The sequence below is a fragment of the Bradyrhizobium sp. genome, from assembly GCF_052389815.1.
Taxonomy (GTDB): Bacteria; Pseudomonadota; Alphaproteobacteria; order Rhizobiales; family Xanthobacteraceae; genus Bradyrhizobium.
This window is the reverse complement of record NZ_JBQTHN010000209.1, coordinates 1-26,588: the sequence shown is the minus strand read 5'-3', so window position 1 is coordinate 26,588 and position 26,588 is coordinate 1. Positions and strand designations below refer to the sequence as shown.

Sequence of the window (26,588 nt, the reverse complement as noted above, 5' to 3'; positions counted from 1 at the left end):
TAAGCCGCCAAACCATTGCGCGGGGAAGGTCGGGATGTCCTGGCTGTACCTGTCAAATCCGTGTGCGTTTTCTTACTACCGTTGCACACGGTGCTGCGGGCGCAGCCGGCGCCCGGCCTTCTCCGCGCCCTCTCTTCAAGAGGGTGCCAACGAGATAGCAGAACTCAGGCGATTCCGAGCCGTGAGAATGAGATCGCATGTCTCTCTTCCGTCATTGCGAGCGAAGCGAAGCAATCCAGCTTTGCCGCAGCAAAGAAAGCTGGATTGCTTCGTCGCTTCGCTCCTCGCAATGACGGCATTCGGTAGCGCTAAGCGCAAATCACCCCGCCTTCCGCTCCGGCTCGAGCTCCCGCTCGGTCACCACACAATTGCGGCCGCGCTTCTTGGCCTGGTAGAGCGCGCGGTCGCAGCGGTCGATCAGGTCCTCCATGGACTCGCCGCCCTGGAATTGACCCACGCCGATCGACACGGTGATGCCCGGCAGCTCCTCGCCGGTGGCGCGGCGGGTGATCTTGCAGTCGGCGAGCGAGGAGCGGATGCGCTCGGCGGTGGCGGTGCAGACCGCAAGATCCGCACCGGGAAGGACGGCGATCAGCTCCTCGCCGCCATAGCGCGCCGGCAGGTCGTCCTCGCGCACGCGGTCGCGGAGCGCCTTCGCCACCAGCCGCAGCACCTGGTCGCCGACGCCATGCCCGAACCTGTCGTTGAACTGCTTGAAGTGATCGATGTCGATCATGAGCGCGCTGAGCGGCCGGCCCTGCTCCATCGCCTCGGCCTGCGCGACACGGAAGAACTCCTCCAGCGCACGACGGTTGGGCAGGCCGGTCAGGGTATCGGTCCGCGCCCGCTCCTCCGACTGCGACAGCGATTCGCGGATCACGTCGAGCTCGCGCGATTTCTCCGCGAACTGCGCCTCGAGCCTCGTGGCGCGCGTCGCCGCCTTGGCAAGCTCGCCCATCAGGGTCTCGACCAGGAGGCGCGGATCGGTGCCGATCTCGGACCGGTCGGCGACGTTGCTGATCGCCGCGATGTGCGTGCGGTTGTCGGAAATGGCGGTGTCGAGGAATTGCCGGGCGGTGGCCAGCACGTCGTGCAATTGCTGCGAGACCTGATGGGCGACCGCCTCGTCGGTTCCCCTGGAACCGACGTAGGTCGTGTAGAGGTCGCGATTGGTCGCCGCGTCGAACTTGCGCTTCTGCGCGATCAGGATGTTGATAGTGCGTTTCAGCTCGATCGGCGCGCCGAGCGCATATTTGAACCAGACGTGGAAATTGTGCGGGGTTGGCGGAACGCGCTGCTCGGTAATGGCGCGCATGGCCTTTTCGGCCACGCCGCTCACATACTCGAAGTCAAGCTCGTCGAACGCGTCGGCCAAGGGGAAGCACTTGTTTCCTGCGGGTCTGAGTTTCTTTTTCTTGAGGGCGAAGGTCTCATGAAATGGTTAAGTGCCCCTCAATCGTGCTCGCGTTGCGAGCAGGACACGGCACTACAACGGGTTGCATCTCCGGCATGCTGCGGGCCGGCTCCAGGACGTTGACCCCCCGCGGTCTTTTGTGGCCTAGTCCGCCGTCCTTTGCCGGCCCCGAATCCTCGAAAAGCCCCGTAATTTCATGACTACCGACCGCTATAACGCCCGTGAATCCGAGCCGCGCTGGCAGCGCCAGTGGGACGAAAAGGCGATCTTCGCCTCCAAAAACGACGATCCGCGGCCGAAATATTACGTGCTCGAAATGTTCCCCTATCCCTCCGGGCGCATCCATATCGGGCATGTCCGTAATTATACGCTCGGTGACGTACTGGCCCGCTTCATGCGCGCCAAGGGCTTCAACGTGCTGCACCCGATGGGCTGGGACGCCTTCGGCCTGCCGGCGGAGAACGCGGCGATCGAGCGCAAGGTCGCGCCCAAGGCGTGGACCTACGACAACATCGCTGCAATGAAGAAGCAGTTGCAATCGATCGGCCTGTCGCTCGACTGGAGCAGGGAATTCGCGACCTGCGATCCCTCCTATTACAAGCATCAGCAGAAGATGTTCCTCGACTTCCTGAAGGCGGGGCTGGCCGAGCGCGAGAAGCGCAAGATCAACTGGGATCCGGTCGACATGACCGTACTCGCCAATGAGCAGGTGATCGACGGCCGCGGCTGGCGCTCCGGCGCCGTCGTCGAACAACGGGAAATGAACCAGTGGGTCTTCAAGATCACGAAGTACTCGCAGGAGCTGCTGGACGCGCTCGATGGCCTGGACCGCTGGCCCGACAAGGTGCGGCTGATGCAGCGCAACTGGATCGGCCGGTCCGAAGGCCTGTTGATCCGCTTCGCGCTGGATGCAGCGACCTCGCCCGCCGGCGAAACCGAGCTGAAGATTTTCACCACGCGCCAGGACACGCTGTTCGGCGCGAAGTTCATGGCGATCTCTGCGGACCACCCGCTGGCGCAAGCCGCGGCGGCAAGGAATCCGAAGCTGGCGGCGTTCATCGCCGAGATCAAGAAGATCGGCACCGCACAGGAGGTTATCGACACCGCCGAGAAGCAGGGCTTCGACACCGGCATCAGGGCGATTCATCCGTTCGACCCCACCTGGAAGCTGCCGGTCTATGTCGCGAACTTCGTGCTGATGGAATACGGCACCGGCGCCATCTTCGGCTGCCCCGGCCACGACCAGCGCGACCTCGACTTCGTCAACAAGTACGATCTCGGCGTTACGCCGGTGGTCTGCCCCGAGGGCCAGGACCCGAAAACTTTCGTCATCACGGACACCGCCTATGACGGCGACGGCCGCATGATCAATTCGAGCTTCCTCGACGGCATGACCATCGACCAGGCCAAGGAAGAAGTCGCGAAACGGCTGGAGAGCGAGACCCGCCCCCTCCATAACCCTCCCCCGCAAGCGGGGGAGGGAAGGGTGGGGGCCGTCGGCGAGCGGCAGGTGAACTTCCGCCTGCGCGACTGGGGCATCTCGCGCCAGCGCTACTGGGGCTGTCCGATCCCCGTGATCCACTGCCCGAAATGCGACGTGGTGCCTGTGCCGGACAAGGACCTGCCGGTACGGCTGCCGGAAGACGCAACCTTCGACAAGCCGGGCAACGCGCTCGACCATCATCCGACCTGGAAGCATGTGAATTGCCCGAAGTGCGGCGCCAAGGCGCAGCGTGAAACCGACACCATGGACACCTTCGTGGATTCGTCCTGGTATTTTGCGCGCTTCACCGATCCCTGGAACGAAGACGCGCCGACCACGCCCGCCGTTGCCGATCGGATGATGCCGGTCGACCAGTACATCGGCGGCGTCGAGCACGCGATCCTGCATCTGCTCTACAGCCGTTTCTTCACCCGCGCGATGAAGGCGACCGGCCATATCGGCATGAAGGAGCCGTTCGCCGGCATGTTCACGCAAGGCATGGTGGTGCACGAGACCTACCAGAAACCGGACGGCACCTATGTGACGCCGGCCGAGGTGAAGATCGAGATGCTCGGCAGCGAGCGCCGCGCCAGCATGATCTATGGCGGCGAGCCGATCGCGATCGGTCCGATCGAGAAGATGTCGAAGTCGAAGAAGAACACCGTCGACCCCGACGACATCATCGCGACCTACGGCGCCGACGTCGCGCGCTGGTTCATGCTGTCCGACTCCCCGCCCGACCGCGACGTGATCTGGAGCGACGAGCGCGTGCAGGGCGCATCGCGCTATGTGCAGCGGCTGTGGCGGCTGGTGAACGAGTCCACAGGCATCGCCGGGTCGGCGCCGACGGCGCGGCCGGCCATCTTCGGCACCGAGGCACTGGCCTTGCGCAAGGCCGGCCACGGCACGCTGGACAAGGTCTCGACCGGGATCGAGCGGCTGCACTTCAACGTGTGCCTCGCCCACATCCGCGAGTTCACCAATGCGCTGGCGGACGTGCTGGCCCAAATCCCGGCCAAGGGCGGCAAAACCCCGGCCCCGGACCTAGCCTGGGCGGTCAGGGAAGCTGCGGTCATCCTTGTTCAACTGATTTCGCCCATGATGCCGCATCTGGCCGAGGAATGCTGGCAGGTGCTGGCCCAGCCCGGGCTGATTTCGGAGGCCGATTGGCCCAAAATCGAACGCGATTTGCTGGTTGAAGACACCATGACCCTGGTCGTCCAGGTCAACGGCAAGAAACGCGGCGAAGTCACAGTGGCCGCCGAAGCGCAGAACACGGAAATTGAGGGTGCCGTTCTGGCCCTCGATGCGGTAAAATTGGCGTTGGGCAGCAAGCCCGTGCGGAAGGTGATCGTGGTGCCCAAGAGGATCGTCAATGTGGTCGGCTAGGAGCAGGATCGCCGTTCGGCTGCTGGCCGTGGCCGCCTTGGCCGGGCTCACGGCCGGCTGCTTCCAGCCGATGTATGCCGAGCGCACCGACGGAACGCCGGGACTGCGCGAAAAGCTGATGGGCATCGAGCTGCCGCCGGTCGACAAGCCGAACGCCTCGCGCGAGGCGCGCCTCGGCGTGGAAATCCGCAACGCGCTGGCGTTCAAGCTCTACGGCCAGGCCACCGGCCTGCCACCGACCCACAAGCTGGTGCTGCGCTTCTCGACCAGCCGCTCATCGCTGATCCTCGACCCCAACACCGCGCTGCCCTCGTCCGAGAATTACGGCATCGACGCGCAATACAATCTGGTCGAGCTCGCCACCAACAAATCGGTCATGACCGGCTCGACCTTCTCGCGGGTGTCCTACGACATCCCGGGCCAGTTGCAGCGCTTCGCCCGCGCCCGCGCCTTCCGCGACGCCGAGGACCGCGCCGCGCAGGAGATCGCCGAAAACATCCAGACGCGTCTGGCATCCTATTTCACCGCCGGCACTTAACTTCGTTGGTCGCGCTCCGCGGAAAAGAAATCGACAGCTTCCTCGCCCGCCCCGACGCGGGCCGGCCGATCGTCCTGCTATACGGCCCCGACGCCGGTCTCGTCCGCGAGCGCGCCGACGCGCTGATGGCTTCCGCCGTCGACGATCCCAACGATCCCTTCTCCCTCGTCCGCCTCGATGGCGACGAGCTCGCCGCCGAGCCGTCGCGCCTGGTCGACGAAGCGATGACGGTGCCGCTGTTCGGCGGCCGCAGGGCCATCCGCGTCCGCGCCGGCTCGCGCAGCTTTGCCAGCGGCATCGACACGCTGGCGGAGATGCCGATCCGCGACTGCCGCATCGTCATCGAGGCCGGCGAGCTGCGGCCGGAGTCCCCGCTGCGCAAGGCCTGCGAGCGCGCGAAAAATGCGGTGGCGATCGCCTGTTATCCCGACACCGAACGCGATCTGGCAAAACTGATCGACGACGAGCTGAAGCCGTCCAACCTTCGCATCGCGCCGGATGCCCGCTCGACCCTGATGGGCCTGCTCGGCGGCGACCGCCAAGCCTCGCGCAACGAGCTGCGCAAGCTCGCGCTCTACGCCCATGGCAAGAGCGAGGTGACGCTCGACGACGTCATGGCGGTGGTCTCGGACGCCTCCGACCTGAAGCTCGATCCGGTCGTGGACGCCGCCTTCGCCGGCAATCCGGCCGTAGTTGAAAGCGAGTTCGCCAAAGCGATGGTCGCCGGCACCTATCCCGGAATCATCATCGCCGCCGCGCAGCGCCAGGCCGCATGGCTGCACAAATCGGCACTCGCCGTCGCGGAAGGTACACCGCTGTCGACCGTGCTCGACGGCGGCTTCCCCCGACTGCACTTCTCGCGCAAGGGCGCCGTCGAAACCGCGCTGCGCAATTTCACCCCGCAGCGCCTGGTCGGCACCATCGACCAGCTGGGGACCGCCGCGCTCGACATGCGCAAGCAGACCTCGCTGGCTGCCGTGATCGCGCAACGTACGCTGCTCGCAATCGCGGCGAATGCACGGAGGAAAAGTTAGCTGCTCCGCGCCAGCCGTCGCATCACCTCGTCGAGCTGCTCGAGACTCTTGTAGGCGATCTGCACGGAACCGCCGGGATCGCGATGGTTGACGGTGACGGTGAGGCCAAGGGCGTCGCTGACGCGCTTCTCCAGCGCCAGCGTGTCGGCATCCTTCTGCTTGGCGGCGCCGCCGCCGCTGCGCGGCTTCTGCGGCTTGCGCTCCGGCACGCCCGCTTCATGCGCCAGCGCCTCGGTCTGGCGGACGTTGAGGCCTTCCTCGACGATGCGCTTTGCCGCGGCAAGCGGATCGGGCACGCCGATCAGCGCCCGGGCGTGGCCGGCGGAGAGCTGGCCCGCGGCGATATAGGCCTGCACCTCCGACGGCAGCTTCGTCAGCCGCATCGTGTTGGCGACATGGCTGCGGCTCTTGCCGACGATTTTCGCGATGTCTTCCTGGCTGCGTTTGAACTCGTCGGCCAGCGCATGATAGCCCTGCGCCTCTTCCAACGCGTTGAGGTCTTCGCGCTGGACGTTTTCGATGATGGCGATCTCCAGCGCGTCGCTGTCGCTGACGTCGGCCGGCACGATCGGAACTTCATGCAGGCCGGCGAGCTGGGAGGCGCGCCAGCGGCGCTCGCCGGCGATGATCTCGTAGCGGTCGTGTGCCCCCTTCACGGGACGGACCACGATCGGCTGGATTACGCCGTGCTGCTTGATGGAGGAGGCGAGCTCGTTGAGCTCGGTGTCGGAGAAGGCGCGGCGCGGGTTGCGCGGGTTGGGCTTCAGGAACTCGATCGGCACCTTGCGCTGGTTGCGCGGCCGCTCGACATGCGCGGCTTCGCCGCCGACATCACCGATCAGACTTGCAAGACCGCGACCCAATCGCGAACGCGCTTCGTCGGCCATCGTCGCCAGCTCCCTTGGATTCACTCGCAGTACTCCAACATCGAAGTTCGAATCGTAGGGTGGGCAAAGCGAAGCGTGCCCACCTGTGGTGAAGAAAAGTGGTGGGCACGGCGAAGACGCCTTTGCCCACCCTACCGATCAATGCGCGCGCAACTCGCGCTCGCGCTGGATCACTTCGGTAGCGAGCTTGAGGTACGCTTCGCTGCCGACGCATTTGAGATCGTAGACCAGGACCGGCTTGCCGTAGGACGGCGCCTCGGAGATGCGCACGTTACGCGGGATCATGGTGTTGTAGACCTTAGCTCCCATGAACTGCCTGACGTCCGCGACGACCTGGTTCGACAGATTGTTGCGGCTGTCGAACATGGTCAGCACGATGCCGTGGATCGACAGGTTCGGATTGAGCGTGGTCTTCACCTGCTCGACCGTTTGCAGCAGCTGCGACAATCCTTCGAGCGCGAAGAACTCGCATTGCAGCGGCACCAGGATGGCGTCGGACGCTGCCATCGCATTCACGGTCAGAAGGTTGAGCGAGGGCGGGCAATCGATCAGCACGTAGGTGTAGTCGCTGTCCGGCGTCGCGTTCTGGTTCAGCGCCGCGATGGCATCGCGCAGGCGGAAGGCGCGGCCGGGCGTGGTGCCGAGCTCGAGCTCGAGGCCGGACAGGTCCATGGTGGAGGGCGCGATGTACAGCCGCGGCACCGCCGTGGGCACCACGGATTCGCGCAGGCTGGCTTCGCCGATCAGGACGTCATAGGTCGAGCAACTACGGTTGCGCCGGTCGATGCCAAGCCCGGTCGAGGCGTTGCCCTGGGGATCGAGGTCGACGATCAGAACCCGCTCGCCGATCGCGGCCAGAGCCGTGCCGAGATTGATGGCGGTCGTGGTCTTGCCGACGCCGCCCTTCTGGTTGGCGAGCGCCAGGATGCGCGGATGACCGGGAGGCTTGGGTGCCATATCTTCTTGATATACTTGATCAATTACATCCATGGCCGGCTGTCCCCAGCTAGTCCGCGGCAGCGTTGCGCCGCTCGATCTTGTCGAGTTCGACGATCCAGCCCTGTCCGCCGGTGCGGCTGGAATGAAGCTTTGGCTCAATCTTCCAATATTTAGTGGCTTCGGTCAATTCAGCCTCTACATCTTGACCCTTGAGAAACAAGGCCTTTGCACCCCGTCTCACCAGCGGTTCCGCGAAGCCGATCAGCTGATGTAGCGGAGCCACCGCTCGCGCCGTAACGCAATCGACTGCGCTACCGAATCTTTCCACAGTATCCCCGATGTCGGCGAGATGCACAGCCCCCGGCGCGCCGGTGACGCGAATTGCCTCGCGCAGGAAGGCTGCCTTTTTGGCGATCCGCTCGACCAAATGGACCCTGGCACCCGGCGTCTCCGCCAAGGCACAAGCCAGCACCACGCCGGGAAAGCCGCCGCCGCTGCCGAGATCGACCCAGGTCTTCGCGGTTGGAGCGAGGCTCAGGAGCTGCAGCGAATCCGAGATGTGACGCGTCCAGAGATTTGGAAGCGTGGAGGGAGCGACCAGATTGGTCTTGGCTTGCCACTCCAGCAGCAGCGCGACGTACCTATCAAGGCGCGCCTCTGTTTCACGTGAAACAGGAGTAAGGGCGAGGGCGGCGCCTTTGTCGGAGGCGAGGTCAATTTGATGGGACGAATGGGCCATGGTGTTTCACGTGAAACGTCAGGCCGTCGCCTTCAGGCTCTTCCGCCGGGCCTCGCGCCGGAGGTAGGCAGCCAGGATGCCGAGGGCGGCTGGCGTCATCCCGTCGATCCGGCCCGCCTGCCCCACGGTCCGCGGCTGATGCGCTCGGAGCTTGGCGCGAGCCTCGTTGGAGAGACCCGGCACGTCGTCGTAATCGATACCCGTCAGAACCAGGCCTTCGTCGCGACGGAAGGCATTGACGTCAGCGGTCTGGCGCTTGAGATAGACATCGTACTTGGCGTCGATCTCAAGGTGGACCGCGATCTTCGGGTCGATGGCCGAAAGCTCCGGCCAGATGCCGAGCAGCATCGGCCAATCAACCTCGGGATAGGCCAGGAGCTCAAACGCCGAGCGGCGGTTGCCGTCGCGGTTCAGGGCCAGCCCGTGGCGGGCCGCTTCGTTCGGAGTGACTGCCAGAGACTTCGCCAGCACCTTCGCGGCCTCCAGCGCCGCCATCTTGGCGGCGTGTCGCTCCGCCCTCGCCGGCCCGACGCAGCCCAAAGCGATGCCGTTGTCGGTCAGGCGCTGGTCGGCGTTGTCGGCCCGGAGCGTCAGGCGGTACTCGGCGCGCGAGGTGAACATCCGGTACGGCTCGGTGATCCCGCGGGTGACGAGATCGTCGATCATGACGCCGAGATAGCCGTCGGCCCGGTCGAACACGATCGGATCGGCTCCCCCGGCGGCGAGCGCCGCATTGAGGCCGGCCACGATCCCCTGCCCGGCAGCCTCCTCGTAACCCGTCGTGCCGTTGATTTGGCCGGCCAGGAAAAGGCCCGCCAGCCGCTTGGTCTGCAGGGTCGGCTCCAACTCGCGAGGATCGACATGATCGTATTCGATGGCGTAGCCCGGCCGGACCATCTTCACTCGCCCAAGGCCCGGGATCGAGGCCAGCATGGCGAGCTGGATTTCCTCAGGCAGCGAGGTGGAGATGCCGTTGGGGTAGACGGTCGTATCGTCGAGTCCCTCCGGCTCCAGGAAGATCTGGTGGCCGTCGCGATCGCCGAAACGGACGATCTTGTCCTCGATGGAGGGGCAATAGCGCGGGCCGGAGCTCTTGATCTGGCCGGAGTACATCGGCGAACGATGCACATTAGTCCGGATCACCTCATGGGTGGCCGGCGTGGTCCGTGTGATGCCGCACTGGATCTGGGGCGTGGTGATCCGGTCGGTCATGACCGAAAACGGCTCCGGCGGATCGTCGCCGGGCTGCATCTCCACCGCGGACCAGTCGATGGTGGTCCCGTCGAGCCGCGGCGGGGTCCCGGTCTTGAGGCGCCCAAGGGTGAAGCCAGCGCGTTCAAACGAGGCAGAGAGACCCATGGCCGGAGCCTCCCCGACCCGGCCGGCAGGCCAGCTCTTCTCCCCAAGATGGATCAAACCGCGCAGAAAGGTTCCGGTGGTGATTACGACGGCGCCAGCGGCGAACTCACGGCGATCGCCCAAACGGATCCCCATGACCCGGCCGCTGACTACGATCAGCTTATCCGCCTCGCCCTCGATCACCTCGAGATTGGCGGTCTCCCGGATCGCCGCCTGCATCGCGGCGGAATAAAGTCTTCGGTCGGCCTGGGCCCGCGGACCGCGCACGGCCGGACCCTTGCGACGGTTCAGCATGCGAAACTGGATGCCGCCGGCATCGGCGACCCGGCCCATCAGTCCGTCCAAGGCGTCAACCTCGCGAACCAGATGACCCTTGCCGAGACCGCCGATGGCGGGGTTGCAGGACATCGCGCCGATGGTCGAGAAGCGGTGTGTGACCAACGCCGTCCTGGCGCCTATGCGCGCAGCAGTGGCTGCGGCTTCACAGCCGGCGTGGCCACCGCCAATGACGATGACGTCGAACGATGCTGAAGATGCGGTCATGGACCGGACTTCTATCGCGGAGTGGTGAAAGCCGAAAGCGGTAAGTGAGGTGGGCCCGGCCGTCCTGTTTCACGTGAAACGCCTGGCACCGCTAGCTGTGTTTCACGTGAAACAATCCGTTAATCGGTTGAACGAAGGACTATTACTTTCCAACACAGAATTCCTGGAAGATCACATCCAGAATGTCCTCGACGTCGACCCGTCCCAGCAACCGCCCGAGGGAGTAGGCGGCGGCGCGGAGCTCTTCGGCGGCCAGCTCCTCGCCCTCGCCTACGACATCGATCGCCCGGCGCAACGAATCGGCGGTGTCCTTGACGAGCATCCGCTGTCGCTCGCGGGCGATCAAGCCGCCCTCGCTTCCGCCAAAATAGCTTTGCGCAAAGCCCACCATGGCTTCGATCAGTTCGGGCAGGCCTGCCCCGCTCCTGGCGGAAATCCGGAACTCGGCCATTGGCCGACCGCGGGCATCGATCGCGGCGGCACCAATCCTGACCAGGTCGATCTTGTTGCGCACCAGCCAGACCGGCGCCGTACCGTGATACTCGACCGGCGCGCCGGCGGTGTCGGCAAGCCAAAGCACGAGATCCGCTTCCCCTGCCCTCGCCCGCGCGCGGCGCACACCCTCCTGCTCGACGGGATCGGCGGTCTCGCGAATCCCGGCGGTATCGATGACCGTCACCGGATAGCCGTCGAGGTCGAGCTGCACCTCGATGACGTCGCGCGTGGTGCCGGCATGCGGCGAGACGATCGCGACCTCGCGGCGCGCGAGCTGATTGATCAGGGTGGACTTGCCGACATTCGGCGGGCCCGCAATGGCCACCACAAGGCCGTCGCGCAGACGTTCGCCCTGGCCCTGCGCGGCAAGCACATTCTCGATCTCCGCCAGCAACGCTTCGATCTTCGCCAACGCCGGCCGAATCAATTCGGCGGGCACATCGCCTTCATCGGAGAAGTCGATGCCGGCCTCGATCAGCGCGGAGGCCTCGATGATCTGCGCACGCCAGTCGCGTGCTCTGTCCCCGAGCAAGCCTTTCAGCTGCCGCAGCGCCTGGCGGCGTTGCCGGTCGGTGTCGGCATGGATGAGATCGTCGAGCCCTTCGGCTTCGGTGAGATCGAGCTTGCCGTTCTCGAAGGCGCGGCGGGTGAACTCGCCGGGTTCGGCGGGGCGGACATTTTCAAGCGCTGACAGCGCCGTGAACAACGAAGCGAGCACTGCGCGTCCGCCGTGGACGTGGAATTCGGCGACGTCCTCGCCGGTGGCGCTGGCGGCACCCGGAAACCAGAGCACGACCGCATCGTCCAATGGCTGACCGTCCGCGCCTCGAAGCAACGCCCGGGAAGCGGTGCGCGGCGTCGGCATTTTTCCGGCCAGTGTCGAAAGCGCATTGCCGGCTTCCGTGCCCGACACCCGCACGATGGCGATCGCGCTCGGTGCACGGCCTGAGGAAAGTGCGAAGATCGTCTGGTCCCGCGGATGCATCGCCTAATAGTCAGGGTGGCATCGAAAAGGCAAAGCGGTCCCTATTGGGTCACGACTGGGCAGCTCGCTTTGCCGAACCAAGGACGCCCAATGTTTTGTTGCGACGGTGGCGGTGCGCATCTCCCGGACCCAAGCGATCGCGTATGATTAGCCGACATATTTCAATAAGTTACGGGTATAGCGGCAAGTCGGCTGCGGAACTTTCATGCTGCAACCGCAGTGCAGCAAAGATTGCAGCAAATCGCCCTGCCCTAATCCACTAGGTCAGACCTAAGCCCCGAATCCTTAAACCGGAAACAGCCGAGATGGGTGGTTCGCTGGACTGGCTGGATCAGCGCCCTCCGTAGCTCGGGCAGAGCTTCTGGTTTGCGCCCTGCTGTGTTGTGCCCGCAATCGACGGATGGTCAAGCGATCACGGCTCCGCCCGGTCAGCCATTGGATCATGCTCGCTTGGACATGTAGTCCTCGCGATCTTTCCAATCACTGCGCAGCAACGTCGTTACGTGTTCGATCGTTTGCCTTCCGTCAGCCATGCAACGGCTAGCAACCTCAGCTACGCGTCGATACCCCAATTTGCGCTGCATCGCCCAAGATTTTTCGTTGCCGTCGAAGTAGCCGTTGACCAACTTCGTCAGGCCCAATTCGCAAAAAGCAAATCGGATCTTCGCCTCGAACGCTTCGCGCCCATAGCCGCATCCCTGAAAATGGTTGGCGATCCAAATTCCTCCACCACCCGTACCGGCCTCCCAGTCAATCTTGTTGAGACTGACCCCTCCGATCACTGTTCGCTCAGGTCTAAGTTCAATCGCAAATTCGTATGCAATCGGCCGAATGCTTGCATTCGAAATCTCCTGGCACCTCTTGATCCAATCTTTGGCGTGTGATGTCGAATAGGGGTGAGGGACGAAAGCTAGCCACTTTGCGAGCTCGAGATCGTTCAAGCCGAGCGTGAGTTGTTCTATGTCTTCCTCACCCCAAGGTCGGAGCGTAAGGCTCGACGTTTCGATCTTGATGTCCACGACGTTGCAGCCTCCTTCGCCCCGAAATCATCAGTTAACAGTTTCGGCTGGGATGATCATCCAGCACAGCAAGCCGATCCAGGCCTCAATGAAGCTGTCGCCTCCAACCGCGACAGCGCCCCTTCGGAGCGGTCCGGCCATAAACAAGGCTGCCGACCCGATGGGGATCGACAGCCCGTAAACGACTTCAATTCTCTTGCGAGCTTCCTTGCGCGACCGCCGCGGCACCCGACACCATGACAGCAATGACCGTCAGGATGCCGGCGCCGCGGCCTTGCGCATCAGGTGTTCATCGACTCGAAGAACTCCGCGTTGTTCTTGGTGTTGCGGAGCTTGTCGAGCAGGAAGTCGATAGCGTCCATCGTGCCCATCGGATTGAGGATCCGGCGCAACACGTACATCTTCTTCAAAAGCTGCGGATCGGTGATCAGCTCTTCCTTGCGGGTGCCGGAGCGCGAGATGTCGATCGCCGGGAAGGTGCGCTTGTCGGACACCTTGCGGTCGAGGATCAGTTCCGAATTACCGGTGCCCTTGAACTCTTCGAAGATGACTTCGTCCATGCGGCTGCCGGTATCGACCAGGGCGGTGGCGATGATGGTGAGCGAGCCGCCTTCCTCGATGTTGCGCGCGGCGCCGAAGAACCGCTTCGGACGCTGCAGTGCGTTGGCGTCGACACCGCCGGTCAGCACCTTGCCGGAGGAGGGCACCACCGTGTTGTAGGCGCGGCCGAGGCGCGTGATCGAATCGAGCAGGATCACCACGTCGCGGCCGTGCTCCACGAGGCGCTTGGCCTTCTCGATCACCATTTCCGCGACCTGGACGTGACGCACCGCCGGCTCGTCGAACGTCGAGGACACAACCTCGCCCTTCACCGAGCGCTGCATATCCGTGACTTCTTCCGGGCGCTCGTCGATCAGCAGCACGATCAGATAGCATTCAGGATGATTGGCGGTGATGGAGTGCGCAATGTTCTGCATCAGCACGGTTTTGCCGGTGCGCGGCGGCGCCACGATCAGGGCGCGCTGGCCCTTGCCAATGGGCGCGACGATGTCGATGACCCTTGCAGAAAGGTCTTTCTTGGTGGGGTCGTCGATTTCCATGCGGAAGCGCTGATTGGGGAACAGCGGGGTGAGGTTGTCGAAATTGACCTTGTGCTTGGCCTTTTCCGGATCCTCGAAGTTCAGCGTATTGACCTTGAGCAGCGCGAAATAGCGCTCGCCTTCCTTCGGGCTACGGATGTGGCCTTCGATGGTGTCGCCGGTGCGAAGGCCGAAGCGGCGGATCTGCGAGGGCGAGACGTAGATGTCGTCGGGGCCGGGCAGGTAGTTCGCATCGGGCGAACGCAGGAAGCCGAAGCCGTCGGAGAGAACCTCGACGACGCCCTCGCCGATAATGTCGATCTCCTGGATGGAGAGTTGTTTGAGGATGGCGAACAGCAGCTCCTGCTTGCGCATGGTGCTGGCATTTTCGACCCCTTTCTCTTCCGCGAACGCGACGAGTTCGGCCGGCGTTTGAGATTTGAGGTCTTGGAGTTTGATTTCCCGCATCGGGGTGGTCCTGTGGAGCATTCTTGGAGGGAAGAGAGCTTTGCGAAAAAGCAGGCGCGTAAGGGAAGGTCGCAGGTCTAATCAAGGAAAGCGCCGGTGAGGGCTTCAAACCTGATGCGGCGGCCGGTCCGACGAAGAGACCGGAACGCAACCACATCCGCCTGCGTGGGGTGGGATAAATCAAATATAGAAAATCGTTCCGGGGTCCGCAAGCAGGCGAGGGGAGGCTCCCTGTTGATCAAAACGGCTTGACGATCACCAGGATGACGATGAGGATCATTAGTCCGGTAGGTACCTCATTGATAATACGATAGAATTTTTGACTGCGGGTATTCCGGTCGGCGCGGAAATCCTTTACCCAGCGCGAAAAGAAACCGTGCACACCCGACAGAATCAGAACCAGCACGAATTTGGCGTGAAACCAGGGCGACGTGTACCAGGGCGCGGCCCAAGCCATGTACAGCCCGGCCAGCCAGGTAACGATCATCGCGGGGTTGATGATCACCTTGAGAAGACGCCACTCCATGACCTTGAAGGTCTCGGACTGCTTCGAGCCCGGCTCGGCCTCACAGTGATAAACGAACAGCCGCGGCAGATAGAGCATGCCGGCCATCCAGGAGATGACCGCGATCACATGCAGTGCCTTGATCCACTCGTACATCGGCTAGCCCGGTCATAGATCCCTGGAAGCGTGGGACCGATACATATCCGCAAAGCCGGTCTCTTCTAAACTAATAAATCTATGATTCTTAAGGTTTGAAGAGTCTTGGCCGTTGATTGGACTCACGCAATCCTGTCCGATCATCGTAAAGCGCTTGTTCACATCCCTCAACATTCCTTCTCGTGCTGCCATCGATCCGAATAATGTGCTTCGAGTCAGAGCCTTGGCGGAGTTTGTGGTCAGCATATACAGAGACAAGTCCACATATTCTCACTATCATTCCGGCCAGGGCTTTGGACTTGTCCTTCCGCCAGGCCCTGTGAAGAAACTGACGAGATATCCCCCGGGCGGGGAACGCCGTTCCGTTTTGGCAGTCAGGCTCCACAGGGACTCACAGGATACACAGGGGTTTTGGTGCCCACGTCAGGCAATTACTTCCATCTACATCTGGTGTCGGATTCGACGGGCGAAACGCTGATCACGGTGGCGCGCGCGGTGGCCGCGCAATATGCCAACGTCAGCGCTGTGGAGCACGTCTATCCGCTGGTGCGAAGCCAGAAGCAGCTCGATCGCGTGCTGAACGAGATCGAGGAGGCGCCGGGCATCGTGCTGTTTACGCTGCTGGAGAAGGACCTGGTTCATCGCCTCGAGATCAAGTGCAGGGAGATGAATATTCCGAGCCTGTCGATCATCGGGCCGGTGATGCAGCTGTTCGAGGCATATCTCGGCGCTGCCACCACGGGCAAAATTGGCGCGCAGCATGTGCTCAATGCGGAATATTTCCGGCGTATCGATGCGCTGAACTATACCATGATCCATGACGACGGGCAGCATGTCGAAGGCCTGGAGGAGGCGGATGTCGTGCTGGTCGGCGTGTCCCGCACGTCGAAGACGCCGACCTCGATCTACCTCGCCAACCGGGGAATCCGCACCGCCAATGTGCCGCTGGTGCCCGGCATTCCGCATCCGCACCAGCTCGAGACGCTGAAGAAGCCGCTGGTCGTTAGCCTGCATGCGACGCCGGAGCGCTTGATTCAGGTGCGGCAGAACCGTTTGCTCAGCATGGGGGCCGCACCTTCGAACGAGGACTACGTCGACCGCCAGGCAGTGGCCGACGAGGTCGCCCATGCGCGTCGGCTCAGCGCAAGATTCGACTGGGTCCAACTCGACGTTACCCGGCGCTCGATCGAGGAAACCGCCGCGGCTGTCATGAAGCTCTATGCCGACCGGCAGAAGACGCGACACACCGAATGAACTCTTGGGCATGACGATCTGGCGCGGCAAACATCCGCTGGTTCTGGCGTCGCAAAGCCGCGCGCGGCAAATGCTGCTCGGCAATGCCGGCCTCGCCTTCCAGGCCGTACCCGCCGACGTCGACGAGCGCGCCATCCAGCAGAAATCCGGCTTGTTGAAGCCCGGAGAAATCGCCGCGCTGCTGGCGCAGGAAAAGGCGCTATCCATCTCCGCGACGATGCCGGACCGCCATGTCATCGGCGCTGACCAGACGCTGGCGCTGGGCCAGTGTATGTTCTCCAAGCCGGAGGGCCGCGCGGAGGCGGCCGAGCAGCTGCGCGCCCTGGCCGGGAATACGCACGAGCTTCACTCCGCTGTCGCAGTGGCGCGGGACGGTAAGATCCTGTTCTCCGGCGTCGAGGTCGCGCGCATGACAATGCGACTGCTCACGGCCGAGGAGATCGACGGCTATCTGGATTCGGCCGGCGAAGCGGTCACGGCCAGCGTCGGCGCCTATCAGCTCGAAGGCTTGGGCGTACATTTGTTCGAGCGCATCGAGGGCGACCATTTCACCATTCTCGGCCTGCCGCTGTTGCCCTTGCTTGCATTCCTGCGCGGGCAGGGGCTAGTCGGGGTCTGAAGCAACGCGGCGGAACGGACCCCCACCATGCTGATTCTTGGACTGACCGGCTCGATCGGGATGGGCAAATCCACGACCGGGAAACTGTTCGTGGAAGCCGGCGTGCCGCTCTATGACGCCGACGCCGAAGTCCACAAGCTCTACGAGGGGGCGGCAGTCCCGGCGATCGAGGCGGCCTTTCCCGGCACGACGGCGAACGGCAAGGTGGACCGGCAAAAGCTCTCCGAGCGCGTGGTTCACGATCCGGCGGCCATGAAGCAGCTCGAGCAAATCGTCCATCCGATGCTGGGCGCAGGCCGACAGAAATTCTTCGAGGATGCAGAGCGTGCCGGCGTGCCTGTCGTCGTGGTGGACGTGCCTCTGCTGTACGAGACCGGCGGCGAGAAGCGGGTCGATGCGGTGGTGGTGGTGACGACGTCGCCGGAACTGCAGCGCGAACGCGTGCTGGAGCGCGGCACGATGGATGCCGCGAAACTCGATTCCATCATTGCCCGGCAGGTGCCTGACGCGGAAAAGCGCAAGCGCGCGGATTTCGTCGTGGATACCTCGCACGGCCTCGATCCGGTACGCGCGCAAATCAGGGACATTCTGGCCGCGGTTGTTAAGATGCCGAAACGGCGGGCGTGATTCGCCGCGGCAAGAAGCCGCCCTGCAAGAAACCGTCCTGCAAGAAAATACTGGACCATGCGCGAAATCGTTCTCGATACCGAAACCACCGGCCTCGACCCGTTGCGCGGCGACCGCCTGGTCGAAGTCGGCTGCATCGAGCTGTTCAACCGCATGCCGACCGGGCAGACCTTCCATCGCTACATGAATCCCGAGCGGGACATGCCGGCGGAGGCGTTTGCGGTCCACGGCCTTTCCACCGAGTTCCTGGCCAGCAAGCCGTTGTTCTCGGAAGTAGTGGAGGAATTCCTCGCCTTCATCGGCGATGCGCCGCTGGTGATCCACAACGCATCCTTCGACGTCAGCTTCATCAATGCCGAGCTGGACCGGCTCAAGCGTGGGCCGATCCTGAAGGACCGGCTGGTCGATACGCTGTTGCTGGCGCGCCGGAAGCATCCGGGCGTGTCGAACCGGCTGGACGATCTCTGCTCGCGTTATGCGATCGACAATTCCCGCCGTACCAAGCACGGCGCGCTGCTCGACGCCGAGCTGCTCGCCGAGGTCTATATCGACCTGATCGGCGCGCGGCAGTCGCAGCTGATCCTGGCGGCCGAGAGCGTCGACATCAGGGTCGGCGCCGGCGGCGATACGCCGCGGCGGCAGCGAGAAATTCCGCTTGTCCTGCGCGTCAGCGAGGAAGATCGGCTCGCGCATCGGGTTTTTGTCGCCACCCTTGGCGACAAGCCGATCTGGAATGACTTTCTGCCGGCCCCGATCGCGGCGGCAGCCGGCTAATCAGCTCGGCTTGGCCTGAGCGGCGGCTGCGGCCTGTTGCCGTTCCATGTTCTGGCGATAGAGGCCGACGAAATCCACGGGATCCAGCATCAGGGGCGGGAAGCCGCCGTCGCGCACGGACGTTGCGATGATCTCCCGCGCGAACGGGAACAGCAGTCGCGGGCACTCGATCATGACAAGCGGATGCAGGTTCTCCTGCGGCACGTTGACGATGCGGAACACACCGGCATAGGCGAGGTCGAAGGAGAACAACACCTTGCCGCTGCTCTCCGCCTTGCCGTCGACGTGCAGGGTCACCTCGAACTCGTTCTGCGCAATGTTATTGGCAGAGACGTTGATCTGGATGTTGATCGCCGGCTGCTGTTGCTGCTGCTGCAACGAGCCGGGTGCGTTCGGGTTCTCGAACGAGAGGTCCTTGGTGTACTGCGCCAGCACGTTGAGCTGGGGAGGGGCTCCCTCCTGCGGGGCGCCATTGCCATTGGTCATGAAAATCTCTCCTGGAGCGGGCGGGCCTAAGGACCGGTTTCAGGCCACAATTCGCGCATGAGGTTGCGAAAATGCCCGGATCGGCGCGAGTGGCTATCATAGGCCCAAGCCCCTCCACAAGGAGGAGGATGGCAATCGCGCGAGGAATGGCAGCGAATGTGGCCCAGGACGTCCGGCAGGACGTCCCAGGCTTACCGTAAATTATTGAAGATGCGCGATTTCCGGGCACGATCGGGTTTCCCCTCGTGGCCAAACGCGCTAGTATGCCCGCGCCAAAACGCGCCATTGGCCTGGCATAGTTTCGTGCCTACATGCAGCGGACTTGATCGGTGATGTAATGTTGGCCGTTCCCCACTCGGCGGGAACGCTCCGCCGCCGGACCCGTTGCCGCGGCAAGAGGTTAAGAAAGCGAATAGCGACGTGGATATCTACACCATCATCTTCCTGGCGCTGGCCGTGTTCATCTTCCTGCGCCTGCGCAGCGTCCTCGGACAGCGGACCGGACACGAACGGCCGCCGTTTGAGCGTTCGCCGCGCAACGTCGCGCAGGGTGCGCCCGATTCCAATGTCGTTCCGATGCCGGGCAGCGTGATCGACCAGGCGCCGGCGGCGCCAAACGCCGATGTCGCTTCGGCCGATCGCTGGAAAGACATCGCCGAGCCCGGAACCGCGCTGGCGCAGGGGCTGGATGCCGTCGTCGCTCAGGACTCCTCGTTCGATCCGCGGCATTTCCTCTCCGGCGCCCGCAGTGCCTATGAAATGATCGTGCTGGCCTTTGCCAATGGCGACCGCCGGGCGCTGCGCGACCTCTTGTCGAGCGAGGTCTATGAGAGCTTCGAGACCGCCATCCGCGATCGCGAGAAGCACGACCAGAAGACGGAGACGCGCTTCGTCTCGATCGACAAGGCCGAGCTCGTCGCCGCTGAAGCGCGCGACCGCGCCGCGCAAATCACCGTTCGCTTCGTGTCGCAGATGATCTCCGTGACCCGCGACAAGAATGGCACCGTCGTCGATGGCAATCCCGACAAGGTCGCCGATATCACCGATGTCTGGACGTTCGCCCGCGACACCGCCTCACGCGACCCGAACTGGAAACTGGTTGGCACTGGAAGCGCCGGCTGATCCGCACGGCAATCGAATTCCTGCCGTTGCGGGCTGGCTGATCGCGCTTGCGATGGCGCTGCTGCCGGCGAGCGCCGATTCGCGCGCCGTACAATCCCGCCATCATCGCGCCGAGGCGCCGCCAAAGCCGCGGCCGCTGCCTTACCCGGCGCTCGAGCTGCCGCTGGAAGTTCCGAACAGCCAGTATGTGCCGCTGGCGTGGAGCGACGTCACCGGCTGGCGCGAGGACGACCATCTCGCCGCCTACAAGGCGTTCCGCATCAGTTGCCAGCCGATCGTCGCGCAGAACGGCCCGCCACCCGATTCCAAGGCATTGGGCACTTCGCTGCGCGATCCCTGTCGTATCGCAAGGGGGCTTGAGCTTTCCGAGGGTGCTAAGGCAAAAGCCTTTTTCGAGGAGAACTTCCTGCCGCTCCGTATCTCGCGGCTCGGCGAAGGCGAGGGCTTCGTGACCGGCTATTACGAGCCGATCATCGAAGGCTCGCGGACGGAGAACGAAATCTACAACGTTCCCATCTACCGCCGCCCGTCCAACCTGTTCGTGAAGGGCCAGACCCAGGCCTCGGCCGGGCTTCCCAACAAGGGCGCGGTCTATCGCAAGATCGGCCGCCGCAAGCTCGTGCCCTATTACGATCGCGGCGAGATCGAGGACGGCAAGATCGAAGGCCGCGGGCTGGAGATCGCATACTTGAAGAACCAGACCGATCTGTTGTTCGCGCAGATCCAGGGCTCGGCGCGCATCGAGCTGCCGGACGGCTCGATGGTGCGGATCAACTACGATGCCCACAACGGCTATCCCTATACCCCGGTCGGCCGAGTCCTGATTGACCGTGGCATCATCCCGCGCGAACAGATGTCGATGCAGAAGATCCGGGAATGGATGGAGCAGAACCCCGACGGCGCCAACGAGCTGCGCCGGGCGAACCGCTCCTACGTCTTCTTCCGCGAAGTAAATCTCTCCGAGAAGGACGAGGCGGTCGGCGCGCAGGGCGTGCCGCTGACGGCGGGCCGCTCGATCGCCGTCGACAAGGGGCTGCACGTCTACGGCACGCCGTTCTTCATCGAGGGCGACCTGCCGATCGAATCGGAGCGCGCGAAGACGCCGTTCCGCCGCCTGATGATCGCGCAGGACACGGGCTCGGCCATCGTGGGGCCGGCGCGCGCCGATCTGTATTTCGGCGCCGGCGCCGAGGCGGGCCGGGTGGCCGGACGGCTGAAGAACAATGCGCGCTTCGTCATGCTGGTGCCGAAAGCGCTCGATCCGCTCGCGCGCGGCCGCAAGCTGCCGGTGCCGGACGAGCGGCCCTCTGCAAGGATCGCAAGGCTTTTTCCGCAGGTCGAACCGGCGAAGCCGACGAAGGATGCCGCACCCGCCGCGGCAATGCCGGCCGTCGGCGCCCAGGCGTCGATCCCGCTGCCGGTAGCGCGCCCGAAAGAGGCTCCCGAGCGCGACACCAGGCGCACCCGTCAATCGCGCGATCGATGAAGCGCCGGCCTCCCGAGATTGCCGACCCGTCGGCGAGCCCGCGGCGCAAGCGCAGCTTGAGCGAGGACGAACGCAAGCTGTGGGAGAGCGTGGCCCGGCAGGTCAAGCCGCTGCGCCAGAGCCCGCGTCTCGGCCGATCGCACCCGCTCCACGCGGAAACGCAGGATGCCGCCGCCTCCGTTCCGCCGCGGCCGTCCTCGCCGGTGAAGATTGCGCCGCCGCCAAAACCGCATGCACCGCCGCTCGCGCCGATCGGGCGTCGCGAACGCGCCCAGCTGTCGCGCGGCAAGAAGGAGATCGACGCCCGCATCGACCTGCACGGCATGACGCAAACCCGCGCGCATCGTGCGCTGTTCGGCTTCCTGCAACGCGCCCATCATGAAGGCCTTACCTTCGTTCTCGTCATCACCGGCAAGGGCAAGATCGGCGGCGGCGATTCCGAGCGCGGCGTGCTGCGCCGGCAGGTGCCGCACTGGCTGGCGCTGCCGGAGTTCCGCACGCTGGTGGTCGGCTTCGAGGAAGCCAATGTTGGCCACGGCGGCGAAGGCGCGCTCTATGTGCGGGTGCGGCGCGCGCGGTCCTAGAACGGCCGCACGATTCCGACACGCGGGATCAGCGAGACGATGGCGCCGAAGATCGTGGTCTTCGTGTCATCTGTCGGGATAGGGGACGTCTCGCGCGAAGCCGGCAGCATCTTCACCGCGTGCAGGACCAGGAACATGCATACCGCCCAGTTCGAAACCCAGCGCGAGTAGTCGAACACGATAGCGAACATCACGAGATAACCGGCGCTGACGATCGCAAGCGCAGCGATGACGATACGACGGTGCATCTCGCCCGCCAGTGCGCGTATCAAGCCGGCAAAATAGCGCCACAGCGGTGTGTGCAGCCAGATCAGCAGCGCGAACACCGGAACGCCGAGGATGTTGTGCGGCAGGCGCGCCCAGGTGTCGGCGATCTCCTTCGACAGCGGCTGGTACCAGATGTAGGCAAAGCTCAGGAGATCGGTACGCGAGGGATCGGCCATCCGGCTCTGCAGGTGATCGACGAAGGCCTGCGGAGGTGCGTCGACGGCGCCGAAGAACTGCGTGGCGATGAAGAGCGACGCACTGCCCGCGCATGCGGCGAGACCCGCGATGACGTTCTGCCACGTCAAACCTTGCGGCAGGTAGTGGCGCAGCACCACGATCGCGGCGATGGTCGGCACATACATCAGCACATGGATATGGTGGATCAGCACCAGCACGATCGAGAAGACTGCTGCGAGCAAGACATAGGCAATGGATCGTGCCGGAATCAGCAGCAGGCAGATCGCCAGCAGGCAGCCATAGATGTCGAAATGGCCGAGCGTGTGCATGAAGTTCTTCAGGAAGAACGGCGAGCCCGCCATGAAGACGAGCAACGGCAGGTGCCTCTCGTGGAAGCCGAAGGTGCGGCGGAAGAGCTGAAGAAACAGGCCGAGCGTGATGATCCACGCGGTGCCGGCGAGCGCGAATACCAGCCAGACCGGCACCTTGGCGGCGAACAGCGAGACGGCCGCGCCGATCAGCGCGCGCTTGGTGAAGCCGAAATGATAGTCGACGAGGAGATGGATGTAGGGGACGTAAGGCGGCAGCGCGATCTTGTGCAGGAAGACGCCGATGAAGACCGCGGCATTGACGGCCAGCATCAGCCGCCAGGGATTTTGCCAGAGCCGGAGATTCATCGCCCACCCGAAGAGATCAGGCGGGCGTTATCACATGGCTGGCAAGGTTCGCGCAATGGAGCCGCAACTTCAGTGGTCGTCCCGGCGAAAGCCGGGACCCATAACCACCGCCGCTGAAGTTGCGAAAGCTGGAGCTCCAGCTTGTTTCAAAACCACGTCCCGTGGTTGTGGGCCCCGGCTTTTTCCGGGGCGACAGTTACAGAATAAACCGGCTCAAATCCGCATTCTTGGCGAGGTCGCCGACATGCTTCTGCACGTAATCCGCATCGACCGTGATGGTCTCGCCATGGCGATCCGGCGCGGCAAAGGAGATCTCGTCGAGCACGCGCTCCATCACCGTCTGCAGCCGTCGCGCGCCGATGTTCTCGACCGTGGAGTTCACGGCAACCGCAACGTCCGCAAGTGCGTCGATGGCGTTGTCGGTGATGTCGAGCGTCACGCCCTCGGTCTTCATCAGGGCGACGTACTGCTTGATCAGCGAAGCCTCCGGCTCGGTCAGGATGCGCCGCAGGTCGTCGCGGGTCAGCGCCTGCAGCTCGACGCGGATCGGCAGGCGCCCCTGCAGCTCCGGCAAGAGGTCCGAAGGTTTGGCGATGTGGAAGGCGCCCGACGCGATGAACAGGATGTGGTCCGTCTTGACCGCGCCGTGCTTGGTCGAGACCGTGGTGCCCTCGATCAGCGGCAAGAGATCGCGCTGCACGCCCTCGCGCGAGACATCGCCGCCGACGCGGTTCTCGCGCGCGCAGATCTTGTCGATCTCGTCGAGAAACACGATGCCGTTATTCTCGACGGCGCCGATCGCCTCCAGCACCAGCTGGTCGGTGTCGAGCAGCTTGTCGGATTCCTCGGCGACGAGAATTTCGTGGGAGTCGGCAACGGTCAGCCGCCGCGTCTTGGTGCGGCCGCCGCCGAGCTTGCCGAAGATGTCGCCGATCGAGATCGCGCCCATCTGCGCGCCCGGCATGCCCGGAATTTCGAACATCGGCATGCCGCCGGACGACTGTGTCTCGATCTCGACTTCCTTGTCGTTGAGCTCGCCGGCGCGCAGCTTCTTGCGGAAGGATTCGCGGGTTGCCGGGCCGGAGCCCGGGCCGACCAGCGCATCCAGCACGCGCTCCTCGGCTGCGAGCGTCGCCCGGGCCTGCACGTCCTTGCGCTTGCGTTCGCGCACCTGGGCGATCGCCACCTCGACGAGATCGCGGACAATCTGCTCGACGTCGCGGCCGACATAGCCGACCTCGGTGAACTTCGTCGCCTCGACCTTGAGGAACGGCGCGCCGGCAAGCCTGGCCAGACGCCGCGCGATCTCGGTCTTGCCGACGCCGGTGGGCCCGATCATCAGGATGTTCTTCGGCAGCACCTCTTCGCGCAAGGAGCCGGTGAGCTGCAGCCGACGCCAGCGGTTGCGCAGCGCGATCGAGACCGCGCGCTTGGCATCGGACTGCCCGACAATGAAGCGGTCGAGTTCGGAGACGATTTCGCGGGGGGAAAAGTCGGTCATGGGCCCTAGCTATGTCGGAACGCTGCGATCGGCAAGCCGGATCAAAGGATCGGCGGTCCGCCTTGCCATTGCTTGATCGCTTCGAAGGGGTGGATCAGCATGAGGATGTTCAGCGTCAGATTGTCGCGAATGTGCAGCAGCATTGCGACCTCGAATACGATCCCGAGCGCAACCGTCGCAGCAACAGGGATTTTCCTCGCCAGCAGGAAACCAAGCACCATCGACAGCGTGTCGGAGATCGAGTTCACGATGGTATCGCCGTAATAGTCGAGCGAGATGGTGCCGGCGCGATAGCGCTCGATGATCCAGCTGGAATTTTCCACCAGTTCCCACGCCCCTTCGACCAGCATCGCGATGATCAGGCGGCCCGGCCAGGCAAGCCGCGGAAAGGCGAGGAACGCCGCGCCGTAGAACAGGAAGCCGTGCAGGATGTGCGAGAAGGTGTACCAGTCGGCGATGTGCTGCGAGTTCTCCGAGCTCTGCACCACGCCGTGCCAGAATTTGACGTAGCCGCAGGCGCAGATCGGCAGCCGGCCGGCCAAGTAAAGCAGCACCGCCTGCAGCGCGAGCAGCAGGGCCGCGAGGACCAACCACTGCCAGGCAGCGACTCTGGTGGCGATGGTCGGCTTCGGCGAAAAGGTCATGCGTTGCGCACCATCAGGAGAGCGATGCCGTCAGGTGTATCGACCAGACGGTCCCTTGCAAAGCCCGCCTTTTCGTAAGCGCGGATCGCCCGCGCGTTCTCCGGATCGGGATCGGTGACCAAGCGCGGCGTTCCGCCAGCCAGCCTCCCGTCGACGAACGCGCGGATCAATGACGATCCATGGCCGCGGTCGACCATATCGGGCTCGCCGATGAACTGGTCGATGCCGCGTGTGCCCGCTGGATGCGGGCCGAAGCCGGAATTCCAGTCGGTCAGATCGTAGCACTGGATATAGCCGAGATCGCTTCCGCCGGTTGAGACGATGAACTGGTCCATCGCAGGCTCGTCGAGGTCGCCGCTGACCAGCGCATACTGTTCGGCCGGATCGCCCCACCATTCGCGCACATGCGGCTGGGCGAGCCAACGCGCGATCATCGGCAGGTCGGCCGTCGTCATCGCCCGGAACAGATAGCGGGACCCTGGCGCCATGCCCTACAGCGTTTCGATGGTGACGTTGCGGTTGGTGTAGACGCAGATGTCGGCGGCGATGTCGAGCGAGCGGCGCACGATGGTCTCGGCGTCCTTGTCGCTGTCGACGAGGGCGCGCGCGGCGGCCAGCGCATAGTTGCCGCCGGAGCCGATCGCCATCACGCCGGCCTCCGGTTCCAGCACGTCGCCGGTGCCGGTCAACACCAGCGAGACGTCCTTGTCGGCGACGATCATCATGGCTTCCAGCCGGCGCAGATAGCGGTCGGTGCGCCAGTCCTTGGCAAGCTCGACTGCGGCGCGGGTCAATTGCCCCGGATATTGCTCGAGCTTGCTCTCCAGCCGCTCGAACAGGGTGAAGGCGTCCGCCGTGGCGCCGGCGAAGCCGCCGATGACGTCGCCCTTGCCGAGCCGGCGGACCTTCCTGGCGTTGGACTTGATGACGGTCTGGCCGATCGAGACCTGGCCGTCGCCGCCGATCACCACCTTGCCGCCCTTGCGAACCGTCAGAATCGTGGTGCCGTGCCAGACCGCCGGCTCATGGGGAGATGCTTGCATAAGATACCTCGCGTTCTCGCCAGATTTAGGGGTTTGGGCTTGCCGTTACAATCGGGCCAGAACGGCCGGGATTCCGGTCACCATAGGCCGAACTTCAGTCATCTGAGCGTCATCCCGCAGTGGCGAAGGCAGCATTCGCCTGTTAAAAGACCCGCGTTTTCGGGCCAGTGGAAGCGGGTTTTTCAATAGCGCCCAAACAGGCCCCCGCGCGCCACCGAAAGTAAAATACCCCCCCCAGGGCGCATAAATTTGTAGTTGTGCAGAGATTATAAAATTAGCCAACTGGCTCCCCCCC

At 63.9% G+C, this 26,588-nt stretch carries 25 protein-coding genes; 10 read left to right on the top strand and 15 right to left on the bottom strand.

Annotated features, from left to right (window positions below; all coding sequences use genetic code 11):
- Nucleotides 1–319: 319 nt before the first annotated feature.
- A complete protein-coding gene (locus ACT4OC_RS28410; RefSeq protein ID WP_444842377.1) occupies nt 320–1,306 on the bottom strand; it encodes a GGDEF domain-containing protein in 987 nt (328 codons plus the stop codon).
- A gap of 304 nt (nt 1,307–1,610) precedes the next feature.
- Here ACT4OC_RS28410 and leuS point away from each other — a divergent pair, with 304 nt between their 5' ends.
- The 3 genes from leuS to holA are packed head-to-tail and all read left to right on the top strand — an operon-like array spanning nt 1,611 to nt 5,858.
- Nucleotides 1,611–4,286, top strand: a complete 2,676-nt coding sequence (gene leuS, locus ACT4OC_RS28405; RefSeq protein ID WP_444842375.1) for a leucine--tRNA ligase — start codon at nt 1,611–1,613, stop codon at nt 4,284–4,286.
- Nucleotides 4,273–4,824, top strand: a complete 552-nt coding sequence (lptE, locus tag ACT4OC_RS28400) for an LPS assembly lipoprotein LptE (protein ID WP_444842374.1) — start codon at nt 4,273–4,275, stop codon at nt 4,822–4,824. Before leuS ends, lptE begins: the two co-directional genes overlap by 14 nt.
- Before the next feature lie 5 nt (nt 4,825–4,829).
- Nucleotides 4,830–5,858: a DNA polymerase III subunit delta gene (gene holA, locus ACT4OC_RS28395; protein ID WP_444842373.1), complete on the top strand. Its 1,029-nt coding sequence runs from the start codon at nt 4,830–4,832 to the stop codon at nt 5,856–5,858.
- On the opposite strand, the gene ACT4OC_RS28390 is transcribed toward holA, so the two are convergent.
- The 8 genes from ACT4OC_RS28390 to hemJ form a co-directional block, all read right to left on the bottom strand.
- Nucleotides 5,855–6,745 carry a ParB/RepB/Spo0J family partition protein gene (locus ACT4OC_RS28390; RefSeq protein WP_444842372.1) on the bottom strand — a complete coding sequence of 297 codons (891 nt, stop codon included), beginning with the start codon at nt 6,743–6,745 and terminating at the stop codon, nt 5,855–5,857. The genes holA and ACT4OC_RS28390 overlap by 4 nt on opposite strands.
- A gap of 138 nt (nt 6,746–6,883) precedes the next feature.
- Nucleotides 6,884–7,735, bottom strand: coding sequence for a ParA family protein (locus ACT4OC_RS28385; RefSeq protein ID WP_444842371.1), 852 nt, complete (start codon nt 7,733–7,735; stop codon nt 6,884–6,886).
- Between the two features lie 16 nt (nt 7,736–7,751).
- The gene (rsmG, locus tag ACT4OC_RS28380; RefSeq protein WP_444842370.1) at nt 7,752–8,423 is read right to left on the bottom strand and encodes a 16S rRNA (guanine(527)-N(7))-methyltransferase RsmG; all 672 of its coding nucleotides are present in this window, start codon (nt 8,421–8,423) and stop codon (nt 7,752–7,754) included.
- Between the two features lie 18 nt (nt 8,424–8,441).
- Nucleotides 8,442–10,325 carry a tRNA uridine-5-carboxymethylaminomethyl(34) synthesis enzyme MnmG gene (mnmG, locus tag ACT4OC_RS28375; RefSeq protein ID WP_444842369.1) on the bottom strand — a complete coding sequence of 628 codons (1,884 nt, stop codon included), beginning with the start codon at nt 10,323–10,325 and terminating at the stop codon, nt 8,442–8,444.
- Nucleotides 10,326–10,467: 142 nt separating this feature from the next.
- Nucleotides 10,468–11,805, bottom strand: a complete 1,338-nt coding sequence (gene mnmE, locus ACT4OC_RS28370) for a tRNA uridine-5-carboxymethylaminomethyl(34) synthesis GTPase MnmE (RefSeq protein WP_444842368.1) — start codon at nt 11,803–11,805, stop codon at nt 10,468–10,470.
- Nucleotides 11,806–12,245: 440 nt separating this feature from the next.
- A complete protein-coding gene (locus ACT4OC_RS28365) occupies nt 12,246–12,824 on the bottom strand; it encodes a GNAT family N-acetyltransferase (RefSeq protein WP_444842367.1) in 579 nt (192 codons plus the stop codon).
- A gap of 281 nt (nt 12,825–13,105) precedes the next feature.
- Complete coding sequence (gene rho, locus ACT4OC_RS28360) at nt 13,106–14,371, bottom strand: transcription termination factor Rho (RefSeq protein ID WP_444842366.1); 1,266 nt, start codon at nt 14,369–14,371, stop codon at nt 13,106–13,108.
- A 238-nt stretch (nt 14,372–14,609) separates the two neighbouring features.
- Complete coding sequence (hemJ, locus tag ACT4OC_RS28355; RefSeq protein WP_444842365.1) at nt 14,610–15,032, bottom strand: protoporphyrinogen oxidase HemJ; 423 nt, start codon at nt 15,030–15,032, stop codon at nt 14,610–14,612.
- 414 nt (nt 15,033–15,446) lie between these two features.
- Here hemJ and ACT4OC_RS28350 point away from each other — a divergent pair, with 414 nt between their 5' ends.
- The 4 genes from ACT4OC_RS28350 to dnaQ are packed head-to-tail and all read left to right on the top strand — an operon-like array spanning nt 15,447 to nt 18,306.
- The gene (locus tag ACT4OC_RS28350) at nt 15,447–16,286 is read left to right on the top strand and encodes a pyruvate, water dikinase regulatory protein (protein ID WP_444842364.1); all 840 of its coding nucleotides are present in this window, start codon (nt 15,447–15,449) and stop codon (nt 16,284–16,286) included.
- A gap of 10 nt (nt 16,287–16,296) precedes the next feature.
- Complete coding sequence (locus ACT4OC_RS28345) at nt 16,297–16,905, top strand: Maf family protein (RefSeq protein ID WP_444842363.1); 609 nt, start codon at nt 16,297–16,299, stop codon at nt 16,903–16,905.
- Between the two features lie 27 nt (nt 16,906–16,932).
- A complete protein-coding gene (gene coaE, locus ACT4OC_RS28340) occupies nt 16,933–17,532 on the top strand; it encodes a dephospho-CoA kinase (RefSeq protein ID WP_444842362.1) in 600 nt (199 codons plus the stop codon).
- Nucleotides 17,533–17,589: 57 nt separating this feature from the next.
- Nucleotides 17,590–18,306 (top strand): DNA polymerase III subunit epsilon, encoded by a 717-nt coding sequence (gene dnaQ, locus ACT4OC_RS28335; protein ID WP_444842361.1) that lies wholly within the window; start codon nt 17,590–17,592, stop codon nt 18,304–18,306.
- On the opposite strand, the gene secB is transcribed toward dnaQ, so the two are convergent.
- Complete coding sequence (gene secB / locus ACT4OC_RS28330) at nt 18,307–18,792, bottom strand: protein-export chaperone SecB (RefSeq protein WP_444842360.1); 486 nt, start codon at nt 18,790–18,792, stop codon at nt 18,307–18,309.
- A gap of 420 nt (nt 18,793–19,212) precedes the next feature.
- Here secB and ACT4OC_RS28325 point away from each other — a divergent pair, with 420 nt between their 5' ends.
- From ACT4OC_RS28325 to ACT4OC_RS28315, 3 genes are read left to right on the top strand one after another with little or no spacing between them, the layout of a single operon-like run.
- The gene (locus tag ACT4OC_RS28325; protein ID WP_444842359.1) at nt 19,213–19,914 is read left to right on the top strand and encodes a Tim44/TimA family putative adaptor protein; all 702 of its coding nucleotides are present in this window, start codon (nt 19,213–19,215) and stop codon (nt 19,912–19,914) included.
- A 52-nt stretch (nt 19,915–19,966) separates the two neighbouring features.
- A complete protein-coding gene (gene mltA, locus ACT4OC_RS28320) occupies nt 19,967–21,400 on the top strand; it encodes a murein transglycosylase A (protein ID WP_444842376.1) in 1,434 nt (477 codons plus the stop codon).
- Nucleotides 21,397–21,984: a Smr/MutS family protein gene (locus ACT4OC_RS28315; protein ID WP_444842358.1), complete on the top strand. Its 588-nt coding sequence runs from the start codon at nt 21,397–21,399 to the stop codon at nt 21,982–21,984. Before mltA ends, ACT4OC_RS28315 begins: the two co-directional genes overlap by 4 nt.
- Here ACT4OC_RS28315 and ACT4OC_RS28310 read toward each other — a convergent pair.
- The 5 genes from ACT4OC_RS28310 to hslV form a co-directional block, all read right to left on the bottom strand.
- Nucleotides 21,981–23,105, bottom strand: coding sequence for a hypothetical protein (locus ACT4OC_RS28310; RefSeq protein WP_444842357.1), 1,125 nt, complete (start codon nt 23,103–23,105; stop codon nt 21,981–21,983). The genes ACT4OC_RS28315 and ACT4OC_RS28310 overlap by 4 nt on opposite strands.
- 196 nt (nt 23,106–23,301) lie before the next feature.
- Nucleotides 23,302–24,606 carry an ATP-dependent protease ATPase subunit HslU gene (gene hslU, locus ACT4OC_RS28305; RefSeq protein WP_444842356.1) on the bottom strand — a complete coding sequence of 435 codons (1,305 nt, stop codon included), beginning with the start codon at nt 24,604–24,606 and terminating at the stop codon, nt 23,302–23,304.
- Between the two features lie 41 nt (nt 24,607–24,647).
- Nucleotides 24,648–25,250 carry a DUF2585 domain-containing protein gene (locus ACT4OC_RS28300; RefSeq protein ID WP_444842355.1) on the bottom strand — a complete coding sequence of 201 codons (603 nt, stop codon included), beginning with the start codon at nt 25,248–25,250 and terminating at the stop codon, nt 24,648–24,650.
- Nucleotides 25,247–25,738, bottom strand: a complete 492-nt coding sequence (locus ACT4OC_RS28295; protein WP_444842354.1) for a GNAT family N-acetyltransferase — start codon at nt 25,736–25,738, stop codon at nt 25,247–25,249. The genes ACT4OC_RS28300 and ACT4OC_RS28295 overlap by 4 nt, the downstream gene beginning before the upstream one ends.
- A gap of 3 nt (nt 25,739–25,741) precedes the next feature.
- Nucleotides 25,742–26,293, bottom strand: a complete 552-nt coding sequence (gene hslV, locus ACT4OC_RS28290) for an ATP-dependent protease subunit HslV (RefSeq protein WP_444842353.1) — start codon at nt 26,291–26,293, stop codon at nt 25,742–25,744.
- Nucleotides 26,294–26,588: the final 295 nt, after the last annotated feature.

Excerpts from the sequence above, each read along its gene's own strand:
- mnmE (WP_444842368.1), bottom strand. The coding sequence starts at position 11,805 with ATGCATCCGCGGGACCAGACGATCTTCGCACTTTCCTCAGGCCGTGCA.
- lptE (WP_444842374.1), top strand. The coding sequence starts at position 4,273 with ATGTGGTCGGCTAGGAGCAGGATCGCCGTTCGGCTGCTGGCCGTGGCC.
- hemJ (WP_444842365.1), bottom strand. The coding sequence starts at position 15,032 with ATGTACGAGTGGATCAAGGCACTGCATGTGATCGCGGTCATCTCCTGG.
- rsmG (WP_444842370.1), bottom strand. The coding sequence starts at position 8,423 with ATGGCCCATTCGTCCCATCAAATTGACCTCGCCTCCGACAAAGGCGCC.
- leuS (WP_444842375.1), top strand. The coding sequence starts at position 1,611 with ATGACTACCGACCGCTATAACGCCCGTGAATCCGAGCCGCGCTGGCAG.
- ACT4OC_RS28390 (WP_444842372.1), bottom strand. The coding sequence starts at position 6,745 with ATGGCCGACGAAGCGCGTTCGCGATTGGGTCGCGGTCTTGCAAGTCTG.
- ACT4OC_RS28310 (WP_444842357.1), bottom strand. The coding sequence starts at position 23,105 with ATGAATCTCCGGCTCTGGCAAAATCCCTGGCGGCTGATGCTGGCCGTC.
- mnmG (WP_444842369.1), bottom strand. The coding sequence starts at position 10,325 with ATGACCGCATCTTCAGCATCGTTCGACGTCATCGTCATTGGCGGTGGC.
- mltA (WP_444842376.1), top strand. The coding sequence starts at position 19,967 with ATGGCGCTGCTGCCGGCGAGCGCCGATTCGCGCGCCGTACAATCCCGC.
- ACT4OC_RS28315 (WP_444842358.1), top strand. The coding sequence starts at position 21,397 with ATGAAGCGCCGGCCTCCCGAGATTGCCGACCCGTCGGCGAGCCCGCGG.
- ACT4OC_RS28345 (WP_444842363.1), top strand. The coding sequence starts at position 16,297 with ATGACGATCTGGCGCGGCAAACATCCGCTGGTTCTGGCGTCGCAAAGC.
- dnaQ (WP_444842361.1), top strand. The coding sequence starts at position 17,590 with ATGCGCGAAATCGTTCTCGATACCGAAACCACCGGCCTCGACCCGTTG.
- ACT4OC_RS28295 (WP_444842354.1), bottom strand. The coding sequence starts at position 25,738 with ATGGCGCCAGGGTCCCGCTATCTGTTCCGGGCGATGACGACGGCCGAC.
- rho (WP_444842366.1), bottom strand. The coding sequence starts at position 14,371 with ATGCGGGAAATCAAACTCCAAGACCTCAAATCTCAAACGCCGGCCGAA.
- hslU (WP_444842356.1), bottom strand. The coding sequence starts at position 24,606 with ATGACCGACTTTTCCCCCCGCGAAATCGTCTCCGAACTCGACCGCTTC.
- ACT4OC_RS28385 (WP_444842371.1), bottom strand. The coding sequence starts at position 7,735 with ATGGATGTAATTGATCAAGTATATCAAGAAGATATGGCACCCAAGCCT.
- secB (WP_444842360.1), bottom strand. The coding sequence starts at position 18,792 with ATGACCAATGGCAATGGCGCCCCGCAGGAGGGAGCCCCTCCCCAGCTC.
- coaE (WP_444842362.1), top strand. The coding sequence starts at position 16,933 with ATGCTGATTCTTGGACTGACCGGCTCGATCGGGATGGGCAAATCCACG.
- hslV (WP_444842353.1), bottom strand. The coding sequence starts at position 26,293 with ATGCAAGCATCTCCCCATGAGCCGGCGGTCTGGCACGGCACCACGATT.
- ACT4OC_RS28300 (WP_444842355.1), bottom strand. The coding sequence starts at position 25,250 with ATGACCTTTTCGCCGAAGCCGACCATCGCCACCAGAGTCGCTGCCTGG.